7 protein-coding genes are annotated in these 4,746 nt (G+C 43.0%); 3 read left to right on the forward strand and 4 right to left on the reverse strand.

Features of this window, described 5'->3' with window-relative positions; translation table 11 throughout:
- The 3 genes from CAG68_RS19525 to CAG68_RS22430 all read left to right on the forward strand — a co-directional run.
- A partial coding sequence (locus CAG68_RS19525; RefSeq protein ID WP_161441543.1) for an EamA family transporter occupies positions 1 to 399 on the forward strand: 399 nt, incomplete at its 5' end.
- Between the two features lie 195 nt (positions 400 to 594).
- Positions 595 to 1,056 (forward strand): carboxymuconolactone decarboxylase family protein, encoded by a 462-nt coding sequence (locus CAG68_RS19530; RefSeq protein WP_046876053.1) that lies wholly within the window; start codon positions 595 to 597, stop codon positions 1,054 to 1,056.
- Positions 1,057 to 1,303: 247 nt separating this feature from the next.
- Positions 1,304 to 1,900 (forward strand): helix-turn-helix domain-containing protein, encoded by a 597-nt coding sequence (locus CAG68_RS22430; RefSeq protein WP_337250518.1) that lies wholly within the window; start codon positions 1,304 to 1,306, stop codon positions 1,898 to 1,900.
- A gap of 119 nt (positions 1,901 to 2,019) precedes the next feature.
- Here CAG68_RS22430 and CAG68_RS19540 read toward each other — a convergent pair whose 3' ends face one another.
- From CAG68_RS19540 to CAG68_RS19555, 4 genes are all read right to left on the reverse strand, one after another.
- Positions 2,020 to 2,514: a YcxB family protein gene (locus CAG68_RS19540; RefSeq protein WP_161441544.1), complete on the reverse strand. Its 495-nt coding sequence runs from the start codon at positions 2,512 to 2,514 to the stop codon at positions 2,020 to 2,022.
- Between the two features lie 223 nt (positions 2,515 to 2,737).
- On the reverse strand, positions 2,738 to 2,998 hold the full coding sequence (locus CAG68_RS19545; protein WP_005376453.1) for a DUF5062 family protein: 261 nt from the start codon (positions 2,996 to 2,998) through the stop codon (positions 2,738 to 2,740).
- Between the two features lie 82 nt (positions 2,999 to 3,080).
- The gene (locus CAG68_RS19550; RefSeq protein ID WP_086047427.1) at positions 3,081 to 4,157 is read right to left on the reverse strand and encodes a threonine aldolase family protein; all 1,077 of its coding nucleotides are present in this window, start codon (positions 4,155 to 4,157) and stop codon (positions 3,081 to 3,083) included.
- A 137-nt stretch (positions 4,158 to 4,294) separates the two neighbouring features.
- A partial coding sequence (locus tag CAG68_RS19555) for an Imm49 family immunity protein (RefSeq protein WP_161441545.1) occupies positions 4,295 to 4,746 on the reverse strand: 452 nt, incomplete at its 5' end.

Below are 4,746 nucleotides of genomic sequence, written 5' to 3' on the forward strand. Positions count from 1 at the left end.
ATTCTAGCGAAGCGTTTAACATCTCATATCCCAGTAACTCAGCAGTTACGTTGGGTGTTAAGTATTGGTGCCATTCAAATGGTCGCTATAGCGATGTACCACGGCGACTTTAGCCGTAGCTTAAATGCCATAACATTTAAAGACCTAGCATTAATAGCTTACATGAGCCTGTTTGGAACTTTGATTGCTTATTACTTTTGGATGAAAGGCGCTATCGTTCTTGGTCCAGATAAGATGTCTCCATTATTTAATATTATGCCGGTATTCACTCTACTGATTTCGTTCATTTCTGGTGAGCAGGCTCAATGGGAAAATGTTTTAGGCGTCTTTATCGTTGCGGCTGGTGTGTATATAGGTAACTCAGCACCTTTTGCTCGTTTACGGAAGGTGGTGGAGTAAAAATAGACGCCAACCTTAAGTCCATTATTTAGAGCAATACTTTGTTAATTGGCATAAGTTTTCTTGGTTTCCAATAGGTACACTTTTCGCTTTCGTCGTGCACTCTTTTATCTAACTTTATTGAGTGCATGTCGAAAATCTTCAATCTTTTGCTAAGAGCGTTTTTTACTATGTAAAAAACAGAGGAGAATGACCATGAAAAAACGACTCAACTATATTGAAGTAGCGCCAAAAGCAATAGAAATCCTATACGCTCAGGAAGCTTACTTCCATGAACAATTTAGCCAATCAGAAACTATGAACATGATCATATGGGAACTGGTTAAGTTACGCATATCGCAAATCAATCAATGTGCATTTTGTATCGACATGCATAGTAAAGATGCGCTTAAGTTAGGTGAAAAGCCGGAACGCATATGGGGGCTTAGTGCATGGAAAGATATGCCATTCTACAGCGATGCAGAACACGTTGCGCTTGGCTGGGCTGAATTACTAACTGCTGGCCTACCAGTAGATGATGATACCTATCAGCTGACCTTGAATACCTTCGGAGAAGAAGCTATGGTCAACCTAACAATTGCGATCAACGCGATCAATAGTTGGAACCGAATAGTTAAGGCATTTAAGCCAAAGGTTGGAGACTATAAGCCTAGATAATTCTATCTGACAGTTTTTACTTATAAGTCACTGCTTATACCTCAACTTAATAGGATGAAAAGTACATGTGTATCACTATCTCATTTTAAGTTGAGTTAAATAGGATGATTCATTTGAACTTAGAATTTGATATTTTAAAACCTCAAAAGGCTTTAGCTGGCATGTTCAAGCCATTTGGTCAGCATCCGTCAAACCTGATACGACGCAAGCCGTACGTAAACAATTACTCAGTGATGCTGGTACAGGTGTGGTATTCATTTTACAGAATGAAGTACAAATGGATGGTGAGTGGCAAACACCAGGGGTTGTCCTACTACCTATAAGCATTCTGGCACATCAGGTCTGCCTACCGCCAGGCGCGGTGATGACTGGCGTACGCTTTCATCCTGCTGTTGGTTATCAACTATTTGGTAAACGTCTAGAACAGCTATTGCGGATTCAAGACGACCACCCTTTGGCTTCTTCTGCACTAGCAACATTTGAGTCTCTGCAAACAGCGCGTTCGCCATATGCAAGGATTTCTACGTTATATCGCTGGGTTCAAACACTGATTGAGGAATATGAACCGCAGTATGTCGGCCACATTATTGACCAACCTACAGGGACCATCAGTCAGCGCCAGAGAGAGCGCAATTTTCAGAAATGGTTGGGGATTACTCCTAAACATTACCAACGCATTAAACGAGTGAAGCACACTTTAGAGCAACTCCGAGCGCAACCCGATCTTACTTTATCGGAGTTGGCGCTGGAGCAAGGTTTTTCCGATCAAGCACACATGACTAGAGAGTGTAAGCAGATTGCGCGCATGACACCGAAGCAGTATGTCCGAAAGAGAAACCTCTAAGCCTTATTAGCTTTCTACATCAAACCCCATTGATTCAGAATCGACCATATACTTGTTACAATGTTCGATCATATATCACCTACTTTTTCGATCGCTCATTCCAGCTTGATATGAGCTGGTTAGCTCGCTTTTGATGCTGCGTGCTGCTCTACCATAAACGCGATCACTTCTTCGTTTAAGCAAGATTTGCTGATGTATTGGCGTTGTTTACCAAGGTGAAGGATAAAGCCCAAATCGGTTTGTTCGAGTTGGTCGATTTCACTCCAAGCGAGGCTGCGATCGATTTTACCGCTTTTATAGCGCACGCCATCTGCATTAACTTCAAACACTACTTTGCTGCCACGGCTTGAACTGATGGTTTGACGCCATAGCCACCAGGTTCTTTTGAAGTAAACGCTACACGCTTCAATCACACTCAATACGATAAAGAACCAACCGACATAACCGTTAGGTAGCAGTTCAAACTCCAATAAAACCACACCAAAGATAAGAAACAGCATCCCTTTTAGGTACGCTTGTGGGAACTTCGTTGGCTGGCTAGTTTGATCATAACACTCAGCAAAGAAAGGTTTGTCGAGTATGTATTCTGTAGTGAATTCGAAATCTTTAGACATGTATGGTTACTTCAAGGCTTCTGTAAATGAGTAATCTTGGTTGCACTCTCGCAACACCTGCATTGTAGCGCTTCTCGAGATTTATCTTTAGTCCTTTTGATTTTGTTTTGTAAATCAATGATACCGCCACGCCAAAAGACCTCGGTGCACTCGCCAAGATCAAACAAGGCGAACCATTTGGCTCGCCTAGTTAATTAATGACCTATATGACTTATGAGGTTTTCTACTTTAGAGGGTCATTGTCTGGCAATGCACTGTGTATCCAGACTGCCAGTCGGTGTTTGATGCTTGCGCCGTCTAGCTTGCTTTCCGGTAATGGGGTGATCTGTTTGGCATCAACCAAGAATAGGTAAATCGCTTTTACTCTTAGAGGTTGTGGTGACTGAGGAAGGTCAAAGCCTTGTAGCTTCGCCATCTTCCCACCAATCTCTAGTGCCTTCTTAACCAGTTTGTCTTCATTGTGAAGTTTGGAGCTTTTTGACATTGATAAATCCTCTTCTTCGCTTCAATTAAGAATACATGAAGTGTCGCGTATGGCGTGTTAGTAAGCTCGCATATTGATAAGTTTATGCCTTCTTACCGAGTAACTGATTGAAAAACGACCTTAATTCGTCATCACCAAGATTGAGCAGGTAGTCACCAATATACCATTCAACAATCGATTGATTTGGATGTGCCGTGACTTGCGGGTTACCAAACCAAATGCCCTTTTCCGTGGCAAACGTGTGTTGGAGTTCTTTCAACTCTTCGCAGCTAAATGGCAGGATAAGGTGCAACATGTTTGCTTGAGGCTGGGTTGGTCTCACCGCCAAAGATGGGAACTCTTCAATGATCTTGTAGATCTGTTTTGTTCGCTCAAACAGAGCCGGCATTTGTGACAACCTTTCATCAAACTGCATTGCCGCAGACACCACATAAGGTGTTCTGTGATAGAGGTTGCCACCTTGCCGCTTCATCCACATTGAAGCCAGTTCAATGAACGACTTTGAGCCAAGCAACATAGATCCGCCCATGCCGTTGATGCCTTTGTAAAGTGAAACATAGGTCGTATCAAAACCAGCGGCGATCTCGCGGTATTCTTTCTGATAGTAAGCTGCGGTTTCCCAAAGTCTTGCGCCATCCATATGGAGATGAATTTTGTTTTCGGCGCAGTACGCTTTGATTTCTTCCAGTTCTTGCCATGAAGGTAGCTGACCACCAATTTCTCGCATCGGGAGTTCATAAAGAACGGCTGCGATTTCATCCGGCCAAGCAGTGAGATCCTCAAGCTTCCATGTTTGATAAGGGTTCCCTACTGGCAAAATACTAAAGCGATGTTGAAGCTGATAGCCTTGTTTTTCATGCACCGGAATATGGCTAGATGCGTGCATGGCGACAATAGGATTACGCTTTTGTCTTGTGACAATTTCAAGCACCGTTGGCTGCGTCATCGTCCCTGTTACAACAAAAAGCCCTGCCTCGTAACCCAGCAGATCGGCAACCTTTTGCTCGAACGCTTGAATCGTTTCTCCCTCACCGTAGACATCGTGATTTACGTTGTTCTCTTCGCACCACTTTGCCATTTTCGCAAAGTGTTCGGCTGGAGAATCTTCTTTATTACCAGAGAGATGGATATGACAAAGCTGTTTTAGGTGGGCACTCATTGTTCTGTCCTTTGAATCAAAGCTTCAACAATGTAACTTGTTAAAACGGAGGCGTAAACTGCATTTTCGCGATGTATTTTCTGCGTATGCCTCCGTGCTGAACCTCCGGTTGGACATAGATTTAACTTAAGAGTGATTTACGCAGAACAAAGATCATGCTCACCGTAAACAAGCCATTTAGGTAAATATGCGGCTTCTGGAATCGTCCAGCCATACTTATCGTATGCTAATGCAGCAAGACCAGTCAGTTTCAGAGAAACATTTCCTTTTGGCGAATAGCGAACATCTTCATTTATGTAGAACTGGTAATGCGCCTCTAACGCATCCCTCAGTGCCTCTTGATAATGTGCCTCATCGCCATCGATAATGGCAACAAACACATTCACAAATGGAATAAACAAAGAGTGTACATATGGCACTCTGGTTGATTCTAAGTATTGCGGAGAAGATTTCTCCATCACAGTTTGCAATAACTCAGGTAACGCTGATGAATTGCTAAATACACCGTTAACGAACTCGACTAGCGCAACATCGAATGGATCTTTTAAACGCACTAACGACTCATCCATGATGGTCATCAGCTCTACGC

The sequence above is a fragment of the Vibrio sp. V42_P2S4T144 genome (assembly GCF_009904715.1).
GTDB classification, from domain to species: domain Bacteria; phylum Pseudomonadota; class Gammaproteobacteria; order Enterobacterales; family Vibrionaceae; genus Vibrio; species Vibrio alginolyticus.